At 64.7% G+C, this 15,545-nt stretch carries 13 protein-coding genes; 6 read left to right on the forward strand and 7 right to left on the reverse strand.

What is annotated here, in order from left to right:
* The first annotated feature begins 5 nt into the window (after nucleotides 1–5).
* Entirely contained in the window at nucleotides 6–3,149 is a 3,144-nt protein-coding gene (locus C5L14_RS08225) for an efflux RND transporter permease subunit (RefSeq protein ID WP_105861555.1), read from the forward strand.
* A gap of 130 nt (nucleotides 3,150–3,279) precedes the next feature.
* Nucleotides 3,280–3,576 carry a hypothetical protein gene (locus C5L14_RS08230; protein ID WP_105861556.1) on the forward strand — a complete coding sequence of 99 codons (297 nt, stop codon included), beginning with the start codon at nucleotides 3,280–3,282 and terminating at the stop codon, nucleotides 3,574–3,576.
* Between the two features lie 21 nt (nucleotides 3,577–3,597).
* Here the strand turns inward: C5L14_RS08230 and C5L14_RS08235 are convergent, their stop codons facing one another.
* The 4 genes from C5L14_RS08235 to C5L14_RS08250 all read right to left on the reverse strand — a co-directional run bounded on the left by C5L14_RS08235 (nucleotide 3,598) and on the right by C5L14_RS08250 (nucleotide 7,882).
* A complete protein-coding gene (locus C5L14_RS08235; protein WP_105861557.1) occupies nucleotides 3,598–4,620 on the reverse strand; it encodes a magnesium transporter CorA family protein in 1,023 nt (340 codons plus the stop codon).
* A gap of 34 nt (nucleotides 4,621–4,654) precedes the next feature.
* Entirely contained in the window at nucleotides 4,655–5,275 is a 621-nt protein-coding gene (locus C5L14_RS08240) for a hypothetical protein (RefSeq protein WP_105861558.1), read from the reverse strand.
* A 90-nt stretch (nucleotides 5,276–5,365) separates the two neighbouring features.
* Nucleotides 5,366–5,848 (reverse strand): energy transducer TonB family protein, encoded by a 483-nt coding sequence (locus C5L14_RS08245; protein ID WP_181161083.1) that lies wholly within the window; start codon nucleotides 5,846–5,848, stop codon nucleotides 5,366–5,368.
* A 213-nt stretch (nucleotides 5,849–6,061) separates the two neighbouring features.
* Nucleotides 6,062–7,882 carry an ABC-F family ATP-binding cassette domain-containing protein gene (locus tag C5L14_RS08250; RefSeq protein WP_105861560.1) on the reverse strand — a complete coding sequence of 607 codons (1,821 nt, stop codon included), beginning with the start codon at nucleotides 7,880–7,882 and terminating at the stop codon, nucleotides 6,062–6,064.
* A 232-nt stretch (nucleotides 7,883–8,114) separates the two neighbouring features.
* On the opposite strand from C5L14_RS08250, the gene C5L14_RS08255 reads away from it, so the two are divergent.
* From C5L14_RS08255 to C5L14_RS08265, 3 genes are all read left to right on the forward strand, one after another.
* Nucleotides 8,115–8,903 carry a L,D-transpeptidase gene (locus C5L14_RS08255; protein WP_105861561.1) on the forward strand — a complete coding sequence of 263 codons (789 nt, stop codon included), beginning with the start codon at nucleotides 8,115–8,117 and terminating at the stop codon, nucleotides 8,901–8,903.
* Nucleotides 8,904–9,195: 292 nt separating this feature from the next.
* On the forward strand, nucleotides 9,196–10,257 hold the full coding sequence (locus tag C5L14_RS08260; protein ID WP_105861562.1) for a sugar phosphate isomerase/epimerase family protein: 1,062 nt from the start codon (nucleotides 9,196–9,198) through the stop codon (nucleotides 10,255–10,257).
* A gap of 28 nt (nucleotides 10,258–10,285) precedes the next feature.
* Nucleotides 10,286–11,458 carry a Gfo/Idh/MocA family protein gene (locus tag C5L14_RS08265; RefSeq protein ID WP_105861563.1) on the forward strand — a complete coding sequence of 391 codons (1,173 nt, stop codon included), beginning with the start codon at nucleotides 10,286–10,288 and terminating at the stop codon, nucleotides 11,456–11,458.
* Between the two features lie 262 nt (nucleotides 11,459–11,720).
* On the opposite strand, the gene C5L14_RS08270 is transcribed toward C5L14_RS08265, so the two are convergent.
* A complete protein-coding gene (locus C5L14_RS08270; RefSeq protein ID WP_105861564.1) occupies nucleotides 11,721–12,323 on the reverse strand; it encodes a TetR/AcrR family transcriptional regulator in 603 nt (200 codons plus the stop codon).
* A gap of 122 nt (nucleotides 12,324–12,445) precedes the next feature.
* Between C5L14_RS08270 and C5L14_RS08275 the strand changes: the two genes are divergently transcribed.
* Nucleotides 12,446–13,663, forward strand: coding sequence for an MFS transporter (locus tag C5L14_RS08275; RefSeq protein ID WP_105861565.1), 1,218 nt, complete (start codon nucleotides 12,446–12,448; stop codon nucleotides 13,661–13,663).
* 3 nt (nucleotides 13,664–13,666) lie between these two features.
* On the opposite strand, the gene C5L14_RS08280 is transcribed toward C5L14_RS08275, so the two are convergent.
* Together C5L14_RS08280 and C5L14_RS08285 are read right to left on the reverse strand one after the other, a co-directional pair.
* Entirely contained in the window at nucleotides 13,667–14,617 is a 951-nt protein-coding gene (locus C5L14_RS08280) for a branched-chain amino acid ABC transporter permease (RefSeq protein ID WP_105861566.1), read from the reverse strand.
* Nucleotides 14,617–15,504, reverse strand: a complete 888-nt coding sequence (locus C5L14_RS08285) for a branched-chain amino acid ABC transporter permease (protein WP_105861567.1) — start codon at nucleotides 15,502–15,504, stop codon at nucleotides 14,617–14,619. Before C5L14_RS08285 ends, C5L14_RS08280 begins: the two co-directional genes overlap by 1 nt.
* Nucleotides 15,505–15,545 lie beyond the last annotated feature (41 nt).

Raw genomic sequence — 15,545 nt, forward strand, 5'->3', positions numbered from 1 at the left:
CGCCGATGTCTTTCAACGTCTCCGCCTGGTCCATCCGCAATCCGGTGCCTTCGATCGTCCTGTTCGTGGTGCTGATGGCGCTTGGCTGGGTCTCGTTCCAGAACTTGCCGATCACGAAATTCCCCAATATCGACATTCCCGTGATCACCGTGACGGTGACCCAGGTCGGCGCCGCGCCTTCCGAGCTGGAAACGCAGGTGACGCGCAAGATCGAGGATGCCGTCACCAGTGTCGCCGGCGTCAAGCATGTGCAGTCGACCATCACCGACTCCACCTCGACGGTCGCCATCGAGTTCTGGCTGGGCACCAACACAGACCGTGCCCTCGACGACGTCAAGGATGCGGTGACCAAGATCCGCACCGAACTGCCCCGCGACATCGAGGAGCCGGTGGTCGCGCGCCTCGAAATCGAGTCGCAGTCGATCATGACCTATTCCGCCACGGCGCCCGGCATGACGCTGGAGCAGCTGTCCTGGCATGTCGACAATGTGGTGAAGCGGGATCTGCAGAGCCTGCGCGGGGTGGGCCGCGTCGACCGTATCGGCGGCGTGACGCGTGAAATCCGCGTCGCCGTCGATCCGGATCGGCTGCTCTCGCTCGGCATCACCGCCGCCGACGTCAATCGCGTGCTGAAGGCGACAACGGTCGATCTGTCGGGCGGCAAGGGCGAGGTCGGCAATCGCGAGCAGGCCATCCGGACCCTGGCCGGTGCCCATACGATCGACGAGCTCAAGGAGACCAAGATCACGCTGCCCGGCGGCCGGCAGGTACGGCTCAACGAGATTGCCGACATCACCGATGCCTATGCCGACCAGACCTCGTTCGCGCGCATCAACGGCTCGACGCCGATCGTCGCCTTCTCGGTCTTCCGCTCCAAGGGCGCCAGCGACACCACGGTCGCGGCGGCCGTCGCCGCCAAGATCAAGGCCCTGCACGACGCCAATCCGGAAGTCAGCTATGCGGTGGTGGATGACGGTGTCGCCTCGACCTATGGCAATTTCGAAGCGGCGATGCAGACCCTGGTCGAAGGCGCCATTCTCGCCGTCATCGTCGTGCTGATCTTCCTGCGCGACTGGCGGGCCACGCTGATCGCAGCCATCGCCCTCCCGCTCTCGGCCATCCCGGCCTTCTGGGCGATGAGCATGATGGGCTTCTCGCTCAACCTCGTCAGCCTGCTCGCCATCACCCTGGTCACGGGCATTCTGGTCGACGACGCCATCGTCGAGATCGAGAACATCGTCCGGCACATGAAGATGGGCAAGTCGCCCTACCGCGCCTCCATCGAAGCGGCGGACGAGATCGGCCTCGCCGTGATGGCGATCACCATGACGATCATCGCCATTTTCGCGCCCGTGAGCTTCATGGGCGGCATCGTCGGCCAATATTTCAAGCAGTTCGGCCTGACGGTGGCGGTGGCGGTGTTCTTCTCGCTGCTGGTGGCACGCCTGATCACGCCGATGATGACGGCCTATTTCCTCAGGCCGCACGCCCATGTGGAAGCACGGGATGGCCGGATCATGCGGGCCTATACCCGCTTTCTGGAAATGACGCTGGCGCGCTGGTTCTCGCCCTACCTGACCATCGTCGCCGGCTTCGGGCTCCTGGTGGTGACGTTCGGCCTGATGGGCCTACTGCCTCAGGGTTTCATTCCGCCCGAGGACAACGCCCGCGTCGTCATCTCCGCCGAGCTTCCGCCGGGCGGCAAGCTCGAGAATACCCAGGCCAAGACCGACGAGGTGGTCGCCGCCATCCGCAAGATCCCGGAAGTCGAGCAGGTCTTCGTCATCGGCGGCACCTCGCCGACCGGGCAGCTCGACCCGCGGCGCGCCGCGATCTATGTCAAGCTCACCAAGCGGGAGACGCGTGCGCGCCATCAACTCGCCATCCAGGACGACATTGCGCGCATCCTCACCGCCATTCCCGACATGCGGGCCTGGCGCGTCAACGACAATGGCGAGCGCGACGTCAACCTGGCGCTAAAGAGCAATGATCCCAAGGCCCTCGCCTTGGCGTCGTCGCGCCTGGAAGGCGCCATGCGCCATGTGCCCGGCTTCAACAATGTCGCCGCCAATACCGGTCTCGAACGGCCGGAAGTGCGCATCCTGCCGCGAACCGACGATGCCGCCCGCTACGGCATCACCACTGAACAGATCTCGGAAGCGGTGCGCGTGGCGACCATCGGCGATATCGACGCCAATTTGGCCAAGTTCAATGCCGGGGACCGGCTGGTGCCGATCCGTGTGCAGCTGACGGAGGAGTCCCGCGGCAATCTCGGCCTGATCGAGGCGCTGAGCCTGACCACCGCCTCCGGCGGCAGCGTACCGCTGTCGGCGGTGGCGGATGTCGAGTTCGGCCAGGGGCCGACCTCGATCGAGCGCAACGACCGCGAGCGGCAGATCAAGATCGGCGCCGACCTGCGCAAGGGGCTCGAGATCGGTGAGGCGCTGGAATTGGCGATGGCCCTGCCGGAGGCCAAGAACCTGCCCAAGGGCGTGGTTTTCGCGCCGACCGGTGACGCCGAAGTGATGGCCGAGGTGTTCTCGGGCTTTGCCATGGCGATGGGGACGGGCCTGCTGATGGTTGCGGGCGTGCTTGTGCTGCTGCTCGGCAGCCCCTTCCACGCCATCACCATCCTGCTCTCGCTGCCGCTGTCGCTGCTCGGGGTGGTCCTGGCGCTGCTCGCCACTCACAACTCGATCTCGATGCCGGTGGTGATCGGCATCCTGATGCTGATGGGTATCGTCACCAAGAACGCCATCATGCTGGTCGACTTCGCGGTGGAGCGGGTCAAGCACGGCATGCACCGCCACGACGCCATCATCGATGCCGGGCGCAAGCGCGCGCGGCCGATCGTGATGACCACCATCGCCATGGTGGCCGGCATGGTGCCGACGGCCCTGGGGCATGGCGACGGCGGCGAGTTCCGGGCGCCGATGGCGATCGCCGTGATCGGCGGCCTGATCGTCTCGACCCTGCTGTCGCTGATCTTCGTACCGTCCTTCTATGCGGTCATGGACGATCTCACCCGCGGCATTTCCTTCCTCTTCGGCCCTCTGGTGGGGCCGAAGGACGAAACACCGGCAGCCGGTGCGCCGGCCGCCCTGGATGGCGGCCATGGCGGCAGGGGCACGGCCGCGGCGGCGGAATAGAGCGGAAACATCCAATGTCCTCCAGCCGCTTTGGACATTTCGTCGGCGCCCCGTTCGGGGCGTCGGTCATTACCAACTCCTCACGATTCGGCAGGCGCCGGCATCATCGAAAGCGACGATAGGGACTGTCATGAACTTCATGCCCTTGCCGGACCGCGATCCAACCCCTCGCGAAAGAGCTTATCTGACGGCCCTTGAAGCAGGGGAACTGAGGCCCTCCATCAGCGGGCAGGCCGGACATATGTGCCGGAAGTTCGGCTGGTGCGAGGCCGTCTTCCAGCTGCCGGATGGTTCGCGGAAAACACGATCGGAATTGCCCAGCCAGATGGATTCGATCGCGGTGATCAAGGCGGGCTACCGCGCCATCGGCTATTGCCTGACCCCGCGGGGCCGGGCGGCCCTGGCGAAGCCCGCCGCAAACAAATAGCGAATTTGCCGGCGGCTTGTCCTACAGCCAGTTCTTCCAGCGGAACAGCACATAGGGAGCGATGGCGACCACCACCATCAGGATCAGGGCCATCGGATAGCCATGCGCCCATTTGAGCTCCGGCATGTACTCGAAATTCATGCCGTAGATCGAGGCTACCAGCGTCGGCGGCATGAAGATCACGGCCATCACCGAAAAGAGCTTGATGATGTTGTTCTGTTCCAGATTGACCAGGCCGAGCGTGGCGTCGAGCAGGAACTGGATCTTGCCCGACTGAAAGGTCGCGTGCTCCTCGAGTGACTGCAGGTCGCGCAGCGTCATCTTGACCTCCTCGCGCAGTTCCGAGGGCACCTTGGCGGCCTTGAGGCCCGCCGAGAACCACAGCAGCACCCGCTCGATCGAGACCAGGCTTTCACGCGATTTCGAGACGAGGTCGCCATGCCGGCCGAGCGCCTGCAAGGTGCGCTGCAGGGTGGCGTTGCGATTGCTTTGCTTGACGGCATCCTTGAATACGCCGCGCGAGAGCGCATCGAGCCGCTCGCCGGTTTCCTGCAGCACCTCAGCCGCACGGTCGATGATGGCATCGATCAGCCCGGCCATGATCGCCTCGGGGCTGCCGCCGCAGCCGCCGGCCTTGACCGCGTGGCCGGTATAGGTGGTGAAGGATTTCGGCTCGCTGTAGCGCACAGTCACCAATACGTTGGCCGTGAGGATGAAAGTCACCGCCGAAATGTCCGGCTCGCTGGTGTTGACGTTCACCAGGAGACGGGTGGTCATGTAGCGCGTGCCGTTCTCCGACCAGATCAGTTCGGAAGGTTCGATATCGTCCATGTCCTCGTGGGTGGGTATGGCGATGCCGAGCAGCGTCTCGACCTGCTGGTCCTCCTCGCGCGTCGGGTTGAGCAGGTCGATCCACAGGACGTCCCCCGCGAGGGGCTCACCGGGTTGCAGCGTATGGGGCAACAGCCTGTCCTTGGTCGTCGGGCACAAGCGATGTGTGATGATCATGGCAGGCCCTGCGACAAGGGTATGAGGGTTGACCATCCCGCTAGCGGGGAAAGAGGGCGCCGGCGTGATTTCAATCGGTATCGGTCACGGCCAGCAGAAAAAGCCGCCGACAGCGCTTGTCAAGCACGACGAAAGTCTCATCCCAGGCAATGTCGTAGAACCAGTCGGTCCAGGCCTTGCCGCTGGTATAGACCGCGATCTCGTCGAAGCGCAGCTCGAACAGGGCATCGCAGAAGCGCAGGGCCAAGGTCTTTTCCGGCATGCCCGAGCCGGTGGCGTGCCAATAGGCGCCGCCATGGTAGAGCGCCCTGGCGAGCAAGCCGTCGATCTCCAGGGCGTCACGAGGTTCCAAGCCGATGTCGGGAAGCGGTACGGCAGTATCGATCCTCAGATCCGGCAGGCCGGCCCGGATGGCCGGGTGGACCAGGAGACGCGCTAGAATGCCGTCGAGATGCAGCTGGCCGCGTGCGACGTACCAATCCAGAGCCGGTTCGGCGCCGATCTCGAAAGCCGCAAACAGGGCGCCGCCATTGCAATGCGTCTGCCGAAACCGGGCGAGCACATCGTCGATCGCCGCAGCCATGTGGGTGATGGGCACGATCGCGACATCCGCCAGGGCACGCTCCAGCTCGGCTTTCGTCGGCCGCCGGCCGATATCTCCGGATCCCGAGGGTGTCAGGGTTCCTACCATGCTCGATTCCGTCGCATCATCTCCGCGCGGGGCGGCCTGCCGTCGATTCAGCAGCCGCCAGAATGAAGCACGATGCCGGGCCTGTCGCGCTCAATTTGCGCGAGGCGGCGTGCCCTTGGGCGTATTCTGAGGCTGGGACCCGCCCCTGAAGACTATCGGGAGCCGGAGCGAGAAGCTCTCTCCCGTCACATTGGCCGGCGGTTTGGGGAGGGGCGTGGCCCGCTTGGGCGCTTCCAGCGCGGCCTGGTCGAATTCGCTCCGGCCGGACCCCTGGATCACCGTGGCCGAATGCACCTGCCCGTTGCGGTCGAGGACAAACTGGATCGTGACCTGTCCGGATGGCAGGGGCGGAGGCACCTCTCCCTCCTTCAAGGGGGGCTGAGGCAGGTTCGGAAACCGGGTGCTGGCCGCCACCTGCCTGAGCAGGGCGGCATGCCAGCTCCTGGCATCGGTGATCGGCGGCGGGGCGGGAGCCGGCTTGGATCGGGCCCAAGCGGGAGAAGCGGCCAAAAGCGCTCCCTGGGGCGCTCCGAGCAAGGCCAGGATCAGCGCGTAACGTCGGAAGGCAGACATGGTTGTTCCGGGAAGCTGAAGCGCCTTGCGGCTGGCGAAATCGCCAAGGGTCGCAAAGACGCGTTGAACCGACGAGCGAGAGCAAAACAGCGTTTCCATCCAAACGCGCCATGCTCCGGGGAATACACCCTTGTTGCCTTTCCAGGGGAATTGCAAGCTTTTGATTTTACTATGGAATAATTCTCATCGGGGCGATCATTCGGCGAAAGCCGGTCATCCCTCGATTTCCTCGCGCAGCATTTCCAGGGTCAGCCATTCCTCCTCAGCCTGCGCCTTCTCGGCATCGAGTTTGGCGAGCTGCTGGCTGAGCTCGGCGAACTTTTTCGAATCCCTGGCGAAAAGATCGGGGTCGTCAAGCCGCTCCTGCAGGTCCGCGGCCTTGGCGGCAAGCTGGTCGATCTTGCCGGGCAAGGTCTCGAGAGCGTGCTTTTCCTTGAAGGAAAGCTTGCGCTTGCCGGTTCGCTCCGGTGCCGAACTGGGCGCCGCACGGTCCGCCGCAGCCGGCCTGGGCGTCTCGGCCTTCTCCGCCGCCTTGCGGGCGACGCCCGCACCGCGCTGGGCAACCATGTCGCTATAGCCGCCGGCATATTCCGTCCAGCGCCCGTCACCTTCGCTCATCAGGATCGAGGTCGAGACCCGGTCGAGGAAATCACGGTCATGGCTAATGACGATGACCGTGCCTTGATAGTCTCCGATCATCTCCTGCAAGAGATCGAGAGTCTCCAGGTCGAGGTCGTTGGTCGGTTCGTCCAGCACCAGGAAATTGGAGGGCTTGGCCAGGGCGCGCGCCAGCATCAGCCGGCCGCGCTCGCCGCCCGACAGCACGGAAACCGGCGTGCGCGCCTGCTCCGGCGGGAACAGGAAGTCGCGCATATAGCCGATTACATGCTTGCGCTCGCCGGCGACTTCGACATAGTCGGAGCCCCCGCCGGTGAGCGTGTCGCTGAGGGTGGTCTGTGGGTCCAGGCTCTCGCGGCGCTGGTCCAGAGTCACCATCTGCAGGCTTGCGCCCAGCTTCACCACGCCACTGTCCGGCGGGATGGCACCGGTCAGCAGGTTGAGCAGGGTAGTCTTGCCGGCGCCGTTGGGGCCGACGATGCCGATCCTGTCCCCACGGGCGATGCGGATGGAGAAATCCCTGACGATCGGCGGGCCGCCCCAGTCCTTGTTCACGCCGATCGCCTCGACGACGAGCTTGCCGCTTTCCTCGCCCTCCGTCATCGTCAGCTTCACCGCTCCGGTGACGCGACGGGCATCGCGGCGCTCCTGTCTGAGGGCGGCGAGATTGGCCATGCGGCGGACATTGCGCTTGCGCCGGGCGGTCACGCCATAGCGCACCCAATGCTCCTCGGCGACGATCTTGCGGTCGAGTTTCTGACGGTCGCGCTCCTCTTCTTCCAGCACCTGGTCGCGCCATTCCTCGAAAAAGGCGAAGCCGCGATCCGTGCGCCGGGTCTGGCCGCGGTCGAGCCAGACGGTCGCGCGTGACAGGTTCTCGAGGAAGCGCCGGTCATGGCTGATCAGCACCAGGGCCGAGCGCAACGAGCCGATTTCCTTTTCCAGCCACTCGATGGCCGGCAGATCGAGATGGTTGGTCGGCTCGTCGAGCAGCAGGATGTCCGGCTCGGGGGCGAGCACGCGGGCAAGCGCCGCGCGGCGGGCCTCGCCACCGGAGAGGTTCTCGGGGCTCTCCTCACCGGTCAGGCCGAGTTCGTTGAGCAGATAGAGGGCGCGATAATTATCGTCGCCCGGTCCGAGGCCGGCCTCGACATAGGCGAGCGTGGTGGCAAAGCCGCTGAAATCCGGCTCCTGCGGCAGATAGCGCACCGTGGCGCCGGGATGCACGAAGCGCTCGCCGCGATCGGCCTCGATGAGGCCTGCGGCGATCTTGAGCAAAGTCGACTTGCCGGAACCGTTGCGGCCGACGAGGCAGAGCCTCTCGCCCGGGGCGATCGACAGATCGGCTCCCTCCAGGGTCGGGGTGCCGCCGAAGGTGAGATGGACGTCGCGCAGGAAGAGCAGGGGAGGAGCCATGCGCGCCTTGTGCAGGCGGGCGCGGGACGGGTCAAGCCTTCATTGGCAACGCCATGCGCTCAAAGGCACATCGCATTCAACCTGCGGGGGGTAGATGAAGCCAATGTGAACGGACGGCCGTTCACGAGAACGCGATATAAAGAAATCCGGAACGTTGCAGCAAAGGCACAGCCGAACACTCAAGTCTTGCTTATTGTATGCGGCGGTTCTCCCGATCCCAGTAGGATGTGTAATGTCGTCTCTCTCCCGCCGCGCCTTTCTTGTGGGCGCTTCGCTAGCTGGACTGGGCTTCAGCCTGGCCAGTTGCGTGACCGATTCAGCCGCAATCAAGCCGGTGGTCGTCGCTTCGGCCGACCCGGCAACGCTGCCGGCGGTGCCGGTAGATGGCCGGCCGACCGATGAAATCACGCAGCCCGAACAGCCCCTCACCCCCGAGGGTACTTATGACTACAAGGCGATCTACGGTCAGATGACCGACGGTAAATTCGTCGTGCCGGCCGTTGATACCAAGCGTATCGGCCCGCAATTCTTGCGCGCCGAGGTCGATTATCCGACCAGCGAGCCGGCGGGCACCATCATCGTCGATCCCAGGGCGCATTATCTCTACTACGTCATGGGCGGCGGACGGGCGATGCGCTACGGCGTCGGCGTCGGCAAGCAGGGCTTCGGCTGGTCGGGCACGGCGGAAATCCGCTACAAGCGCGAATGGCCCGATTGGTATCCGCCCAAGGAAATGATCGCCCGCCGTCCCGATCTCAGGCCGAGCCTCACCCAGCTGCAGAGCGGTGTCGGTGTACGCGGCGGACCGCGCAACCCGATCACCGGACGTGCCATGTATCTGTGGCAGAACAACAAGGATACGCTCTATCGTATCCATGGCACCAACGAGCCCTACAGCATCGGGCACAATGCTTCCTCGGGCTGCATCCGCATGATCGTCCAGGACGCGATCGACCTTTACAAGCGCGCGCCTCTCGGCGGCCGGGTGGTGGTCCTCGGTCCCGGCATGTCGGAAGCCTGAGCGGACGTCGATTTCACCACATTGCTGTGTTTGTGCAAGGCCGGGCTTTATGTCCGGCCTTTGCCTTATGAGCTCGACCCTGCCTGCCGGGGCGTCTGAAGGGAGGGCGCAGATAGTCTCGCCTTTCTCTGGTGTACGTACATCAAATCGCCGTTGCGCAGTCCGGAAGGATTTGCCATGGTGAGGCAAGCCGAGGGACGGGTCAGACAAATGGTCCCAGGCCGAAGGGGCGAGCCAGCATGCCAGCGGCTCTGGACCTGCGGCCCGAAGGCATCACCTTAGGAGACGCAGCATGGCGGCCACGATCAAGGGACCGGCGATCTTTCTCGCCCAGTTCGCGGGCGACGCCGCGCCCTTCAATTCGCTCGATTCCATCTGCAAATGGGCCGCTTCGCTCGGCTATAAGGGTGTGCAGATCCCGAGCTGGGACGGTCGTCTGTTCGATCTGAAGAAGGCGGCTGAGTCGAAGTCCTATTGCGACGAGGTCGCCGGTATCGTGGCCAGGCATGGCCTCGCCATCACCGAATTGTCGACCCATCTGCAGGGCCAGCTCGTCGCCGTGCATCCGGCCTATAACGAAGCCTTCGATGGTTTCGCACCGCCGGAAGTGCGCGGCAAGCCGAGGGAGCGCCAGGCTTGGGCCGTGGAGCAGCTGAAAGCTGCCGCAACCGCCTCGCGCCACTTGGGCCTCGATGCCAGCGTTACTTTCTCCGGCGCCCTGGCCTGGCCCTTCGCCTATCCCTGGCCGCAGCGGCCGGCGGGCCTCATCGACGAGGCGTTCGGTGAGTTGGCCAAGCGCTGGAAACCCATCCTCGATGCCTATGACGCCGTGGGCGTCGATGTCTGCTACGAGCTGCATCCCGGCGAGGACCTGTTCGACGGCGCCACCTTCGAGCGCTTCGTCGACCGGCTGAAGGGGCACAAGCGCGCCAACATCAATTACGATCCGTCGCATTTCGTGCTGCAGCAGCTCGATTATCTCGCCTTCATCGACATCTATCATGAGCGTATCAAGGCCTTTCACGCCAAGGATGCCGAGTTCAACCCGACGGGGCGCCAGGGCGTCTATTCGGGCTATGCCTCCTGGACCGACAGGGCAGGGCGCTTCCGCTCGCTGGGCGACGGCCAGGTCGACTTCACCGGCGTCTTCTCCAAGCTCGCGCAATATGACTATGCCTCCTGGGCCGTGCTCGAATGGGAATGCTGCCTCAAGCACCCCGAAGACGGCGCGGCGGAAGGAGCGCCCTTCATCGCTGCCCATATCATCCGGGTGACGGAGAAGGCTTTCGACGATTTCGCCGGCGGCGGCACCGATCGCAAGGCGGTGCGGCGCATGCTCGGCCTTGGCCGGTAGGCGGGCGGTTATTTCAGGGAGACAGCAGATGGCGATCGAGGGCCGTTCGGACAGCAAGGCAGGCGGGCGCGTGCGCTATGGCATGGTCGGCGGCGGTGAGGGCGCCTTCATCGGTGCGGTGCATCGCCTCGCCGCGCGCATGGACGATGATTATGTGCTGGTGGCGGGCGCCCTGTCGTCCACGCCCGAGAAGGCCCAGCGTTCGGGCGAGGCACTTGGCCTCGATCCAGGCCGGATCTATCCCGATTTCGAGACGATGGCGCGCAAGGAAAAGCGCCGCAAGGACGGCATCGAGGCTGTCTCCATCGTCACGCCGAACCACATGCATGCGCCCGCCGCCGAAGCCTTCATCAAGGCCGGCATCCATGTCATCTGCGACAAGCCGGTGACGACGACGCTGAAGGATGCCTTGCGCCTGAAGAAGCTTGCCGCCGACAAGGGCGTGATCTTCGCGGTGACGCACAACTACACCGGCTATCCCCTCATCCGCGCCGCACGCGAGATGGTGAAGTCGGGGCAATTGGGTGCCATCCGCCTGATCCAGGTCGAATATCCGCAGGACTGGCTCACCACTCCCATCGAGCAGAGCGGCCAGAAACAGGCTGACTGGCGCACCGATCCCAAGCGTTCCGGCGCCGGCGGCGCCATCGGCGATATCGGCACCCACGCCTTCAACCTGGCCCAGTTCGTGGGCGGGCTGGAGGTTTCGGAATTGCTGGCCGAACTGACCACCTTCGTGCCCGGGCGGGCGCTCGACGACAACGTGCAGATCCTGCTGCGCTATGCCAATGGCGCCCGCGGTGCGTTGTGGGCGAGCCAGGTGGCGCCCGGCAACGAAAACGGCCTGATGCTGCGCGTCTATGGCGAGAAGGCCGGCTTCCATTGGCGTCAGGACAACCCGAACTATCTCTATTTCACCCCGCATGGCGAGCCGACCCGCATCATTACCCGCGGCTCGGCTGCAGCCGGCGAGGACGCCGCGCGGGTGACGCGCGTGCCGCCCGGCCATCCCGAAGGCTATCTGGAGGGCTTCGCCAATATCTATGCCGAGATCGCCCGTGCCATCCGGGCCGCCCGCAGCGGCGAGGCGCTCGATCCGGCCGTACTCTTCCCCGGCATCGACGACGGCATCGCCGGCATGGCGTTCATCGAGGCGGCGGTGAAATCCTCCAAGAAGGGCGGCGTCTGGGTGAAGCTGTAGGATGCCGTTCGCTTAACCGTTTTCGAATTGCACAACCTTGGTCATTGCCGGGCTCGACCCGGCAATTCAGCGCCTTGTGGCTTCTGGATAACCGGTCAAGCCCGGCTATAACAAATCGAAGCGCATTCCCGATACGTGAATCGCCCTACACCAATGACAATGAACTTTGCCGACCGGGACCAGCACGCCAGTCATCCCCTTCCCCTCGCGGCGCTCGGCCGGAATGACGGATCGAACATCACTGTCATTGGCATGAGACCCGCTATCCGGCCCTGACCTCGGCGGAGACGACGAGCGTCTCGATCCGGCGCAGGAGTGCCTCGTCGGCCTCGATCTGCCAGGTCAGCAGGTGGTACCAGTTGAACCCCGCCCATAATGCGATGCGTTCGTCGATCAGTTGGGCAGGAAATTCGCCGCGCGCCGCAGCCCGCTCGAAGAGATGGCGCGTTGGCCGGAACAGCACGGGCAGAAACTCGTTGCGCAGACGCGAGCCCGCCGCCTCGCTCGCTTGGGCCTCGGCGAGCAGCGCCCTGAAGGCGCCGCCTGGCGGTGTCCGCCAGAAACGCCAGAGGTCGGCGGTGTGCTGCACCAGATCCTCGATCAGGCTGCCTGTATCCGGCAGGCTTATCGCCCGGGCCTTTTCGGCGCCATACGCCGCCATGAACAGATCGGCCTTGGTCGGCCACCAGCGATAGACGGTGGCCTTGCCGGCACCGGCTCGACGGGCTGCCTCCTCGATGGAAAATCCGGCATAGCCTCGATCCGCCAGAAGCTGTCGTGCGGCCTCGATGATGGCGGTCTCGGTCTGCGGATTGCGGCGGGCGCCGATCGAGCGGCGCCTTGGCTGCGTGGCTTTCGTCTCCATGTGGTGCCTCCCCATCTTGACATAACGAAACGTATCGTTTTATTCAATGGTAACGATACGTATCGTTTCGTTAATTGGCAAATACATGCCATCGGGCGCCTGCCGTGAATCATAAGCATCAAATGGAAAATACCGTCGCCGCCGCCGCTGTCCGGCAGGCTGCTCCCGCCCTGGTCCTGACCCTGGCGATCGCAACCGGGGCCATCGTCGGCAATCTCTATTATGCCCAGCCTTTGGTGGCCAAGATCGCGCCGGCGATCGGCATAGGCCCGGATCTCGCCGGCGCCATCGTCAGCCTCACCCAGATCGGTTACGGCCTCGGGCTCATCCTGCTGGTGCCTCTGGCCGATCTCGTCGAAAACAAGGTCCTGGCCCTGGCGACGCTCGTTTGCGCGGCTGCCAGCCTGCTCCTCGCGGCGGGTGCGCAAGGCGCCGTGGCCTTCCTGTTCGCATCGCTCGCCATCGGCATATTCTCGGCCGGCGCCCAGATCCTGGTGCCGTTCATCACGCATTTCGTTCCGCCCGAGCGCCGTGGCCGCGCGGTCGGCCTGGTGATGGCCGGTCTGATCACCGGCATCATGCTGGCAAGGCCGGCTGCGCTTTTCGTGGCGGCCTATCTGGATTGGCGGGCGGTCTTCCTCGCATCCGCCATGCTGATGATCGGGATCGGCGCTGTCCTGTGGCGCATGATGCCGCGGTATCAGCCGTCCGGCACCAGCCATTACGGGGCCGTGCTGGCCTCTCTGCCCGGCCTGGTGCGGAACACGCCTATCCTGCGCCGCCGCGCCCTCTATCAGATGCTGCTGTTCTGCGCCTTCAACCTGTTCTGGACCGCAGCGCCGCTGATGCTGACGGAACGGTTCGGCATGTCCGACTATGCGATCGGGCTCTTCGCCCTTGCCGGGGCGGGTGGGGCCCTGGCCGCGCCGCTGGCGGGACGCCTTGCCGATCATGGGCATGGCCGCATGGCGACCTATGGCGCGATGGCGGCCCTGGCGCTGGCCTTTCTCGCAACGGCCCTTGGCGAACACATCCTGTCGCTTCTGGTGCTGATCGTCGCGACGCTGGTCATCGACGCGGCGGTGCAGACCAACCAGATCGTCAGCCAGCGCACCATCTTCTCGACGGCTCCAGCTGTTCGGGCGCGCATCAATGCCCTCTACATGACGACGGTGTTCATCGGCGGAGCCTTGGGGTCGCTGATGGGTACGCTGACATACCATGCCGGTGGCTGGATGCTCACGGCCGCGACCGGCGCCGTACTCGGCATTGCCGGTCTGGTTGCCTTCGCAACGGAACGGCTCGAGCATCGCCCTCCCGACGAAGGAGGGCCGCGATAGCGCCTAGCCGCTCTTGCGCAGCAGCTTGCTCAGCGTGCCGGCGATGCCATCGCGGAAGGCGAGCACGCAGATGACGAAGACGGCGCCCTGGGCCACCGTCACCCAGGAGCCCAGCGGGGCGAGATAATGTTCCATCGTCACCACGACGAGGGCGCCGAGCATGGGGCCGAACAGAGTGCCGGTGCCGCCAACCAGCGCCATCAGCACCACCAGGCCGGACATGGTCCAATGGACGTCCGTGAGCGAGGCGATGCGCACCACCAGCGCCTTGGTGGCGCCGGCGACGCCGGCCAGCGTTGCCGAAAGCACGAACATCAGGAGCTTGAAGCGTTCTGCGTCATAGCCCAGCGAAAGGGAGCGGGGTTCGTTGTCGCGGATTGCCTTCATCACCTGGCCAAAGGGCGAGTGCACGATGCGGTGGATGGCGAACAACCCCGCGAGCACGATCACGGCGACCACGATATAGAGGACGCGGTCGTCGGAAAGGTCGATCGCACCGAAAAGCCTGCCCCGCGGCACGCCCTGAATGCCATCCTCGCCACCGGTGAAGTCGGCCTGGGTGGCATAGAATTGCACCATCTGCGCCAGGCCGAGCGTGATCATGGCGAAATAGATGCCCTGGCGGCGGATGGCGAGCGCCCCGACCACCAGGCCGAGCAGAGCCGCCACCACGGCGCCCGAGAGGATGGCGAGCTCGGGTGTCAGTCCCCAGACCTTGGCGGCATGGGCACAGACATAGCTCGCCAGCCCGAAAAAGGCGGCATGACCGAAGGAGAGCAGGCCGCCATAGCCGAGCAGCAGATTGAAGGCGCAGGCGAACAGGCCGAAGCACAGCACCTGCATGACGAAGAAAGGATAGGCCACGAACGGCGCCACGGCGATCAGTGCCACCATGGCCAGAGCGACGAAGCGCTCGTCCCTGACGAGGCTGGGGAGGGAGAGGGAGCCGGCCATCACGAAGACCTTCCGAACAGGCCGGCAGGGCGTACCAGCAGTACAAGCACCATCACCACGAAGACCACCACCGAGGAGGCCTGCTGGTAGAAATTATTGACGACGCCTTCGATCAGGCCGAGCAGGAAACCGGTAATGATCGAGCCCATGATGGACCCCATGCCGCCGATCACCACCACGGCGAACACCACGATGATGCGGTCGGCGCCCATATTGGGGCTGACATTGGTGGTGGTCGCAGCCAACACGCCGGCAAGTCCGGCGAGGGCGACGCCGAAGCCGTAGGTGAGCGTCCGCAGGCGCGGCACGTTGATGCCGAAGGCTTCGACCAGAGTGGGATTCTCGGTGGCCGCACGCAGATAGGCGCCGATTTTCGTCTTCTCGATCACCAGCCAGGTGGCGAGGCAGATGGCGAGCGAGAAGGCGATGACGAAGACACGGCTCTTGGGCAGGAACATGAAGCCGAGATTGACGGCTCCCGTGAGCGAGGGAGGCGTGCTGTAGGGCACGCCCGAGACGCCATAATAATTGCGGAAGACACCCTGGATGATCAGCGCCAGGCCGAAAGTGAGCAGCAGGCCATAGAGGTGATCGAGTTTGTATATTCTGGAAATGAAGACCCGCTCGATGGCGATGCCGACCAAGCCGACCCCGAGCGGCGCGAGGACGAGCGCAGGCCAGAAGCCGATGCCGGCATAATTGAGCAGCATCCACGCCGCGAAGGCCCCCATCATGTAGAGGGCGCCATGGGCGAAATTGATGACGTTGAGCAGGCCGAAGATGATGGCAAGGCCCAGGCTGAGCAAAGCATAGAAGGACCCGTTGATCAGGCCCAGCGCGAGCTGGGCCATGATACCTTGCAGGGGAATGCCGAAAATCGTCGTCACCTTATGGGTCCTTCAGCGCGAGGGTGCGTGGAGTGCCATTC

This window comes from Labrys okinawensis (assembly GCF_002982075.1).
GTDB lineage: Bacteria > Pseudomonadota > Alphaproteobacteria > Rhizobiales > Labraceae > Labrys > Labrys okinawensis_A.

Bases quoted from the DNA above. Each gene is read 5' to 3' on its own strand.
- C5L14_RS08225 (WP_105861555.1), top strand. From the start codon at position 6: ATGTCTTTCAACGTCTCCGCCTGGTCCATCCGCAATCCGGTGCCTTCG.
- C5L14_RS08230 (WP_105861556.1), top strand. From the start codon at position 3,280: ATGAACTTCATGCCCTTGCCGGACCGCGATCCAACCCCTCGCGAAAGA.
- C5L14_RS08235 (WP_105861557.1), bottom strand. From the start codon at position 4,620: ATGGTCAACCCTCATACCCTTGTCGCAGGGCCTGCCATGATCATCACA.
- C5L14_RS08240 (WP_105861558.1), bottom strand. From the start codon at position 5,275: ATGGTAGGAACCCTGACACCCTCGGGATCCGGAGATATCGGCCGGCGG.
- C5L14_RS08245 (WP_181161083.1), bottom strand. From the start codon at position 5,848: ATGTCTGCCTTCCGACGTTACGCGCTGATCCTGGCCTTGCTCGGAGCG.
- C5L14_RS08250 (WP_105861560.1), bottom strand. From the start codon at position 7,882: ATGGCTCCTCCCCTGCTCTTCCTGCGCGACGTCCATCTCACCTTCGGC.
- C5L14_RS08255 (WP_105861561.1), top strand. From the start codon at position 8,115: ATGTCGTCTCTCTCCCGCCGCGCCTTTCTTGTGGGCGCTTCGCTAGCT.
- C5L14_RS08260 (WP_105861562.1), top strand. From the start codon at position 9,196: ATGGCGGCCACGATCAAGGGACCGGCGATCTTTCTCGCCCAGTTCGCG.
- C5L14_RS08265 (WP_105861563.1), top strand. From the start codon at position 10,286: ATGGCGATCGAGGGCCGTTCGGACAGCAAGGCAGGCGGGCGCGTGCGC.
- C5L14_RS08270 (WP_105861564.1), bottom strand. From the start codon at position 12,323: ATGGAGACGAAAGCCACGCAGCCAAGGCGCCGCTCGATCGGCGCCCGC.
- C5L14_RS08275 (WP_105861565.1), top strand. From the start codon at position 12,446: ATGGAAAATACCGTCGCCGCCGCCGCTGTCCGGCAGGCTGCTCCCGCC.
- C5L14_RS08280 (WP_105861566.1), bottom strand. From the start codon at position 14,617: ATGGCCGGCTCCCTCTCCCTCCCCAGCCTCGTCAGGGACGAGCGCTTC.